The sequence below is a fragment of the Streptomyces milbemycinicus genome, assembly GCF_002154605.1.
Lineage (GTDB): Bacteria > Actinomycetota > Actinomycetes > Streptomycetales > Streptomycetaceae > Streptomyces > Streptomyces milbemycinicus.
Genome location: NZ_MUNE01000726.1, coordinates 1 through 813, shown reverse-complemented (window position 1 = coordinate 813; position 813 = coordinate 1). Strand labels below are relative to the sequence as shown.

Genomic DNA, 813 nt, shown 5'->3' with positions numbered 1-813 from the left:
CAGCAGCGGGTGATCCGGCAGGCGTTGGCCAGTGCGCGGGTTGGCGGGGCGGATGTGGATGTGGTGGAGGGGCACGGTACGGGGACGCGGCTGGGTGATCCGATCGAGGCGCAGGCGTTGCTGGCGACCTACGGTCAGGAACGGGTGGGGGACGGCCCGTTGTGGTTGGGGTCGGTGAAGTCGAATATCGGGCATGCGCAGGCCGCGGCGGGGGTTGCGGGTGTCATCAAGATGGTGATGGCGATGCGGTATGGGGTGTTGCCGCGGACGTTGCATGTGCAGGAGCCGTCGCCGCATGTGGACTGGTCCTCGGGCGGGGTGCGGCTGCTGACCGAGGCGGTGCCGTGGCCGGAGACGGGTCGTGCGCGGCGTGCGGGGGTCTCGTCCTTCGGGGTCAGTGGCACCAACGCGCACATCATCCTCGAACAGGCACCGCCGGAGGAGCACAACGATCCGGCGGACGTCTCGTCCGGGTCGTTTCCGTGGATCGTGTCGGCCAAGTCCGAACAGGCACTACAAGCACAGGCAGCACAGCTGCGCGCGTATCTGGCGGCACGTCCCGAGGTGGGGCTGGCTGATATCGGGTACGCCCTGGCCTCCGGCCGTACCGCCTTCGACCACCGTGCCGTACTCCTGGGCCCCGACCGCGAAGCCTTCCTCGAAGAGCTGGGAGCTCTGGGGGCCGGTGAGGAGCACACCGGGCTCGTACGGGGCGTGGCGAGCGGTGCGGGGAAGCTGGCGTTTGTGTGTTCCGGGCAGGGCACGCAACGCCCCCGTATGGGACACGAGCTGTACCACGCCTTCCCGCTGTTC

General features: G+C 69.1%; 1 protein-coding gene. It reads left to right on the top strand.

The features are described 5' to 3' along the window. Window positions 1-813 (top strand): ketoacyl-synthetase C-terminal extension domain-containing protein (locus CCN51_RS44140; protein WP_143676094.1); only part of this gene is annotated, 813 nt, incomplete at both ends.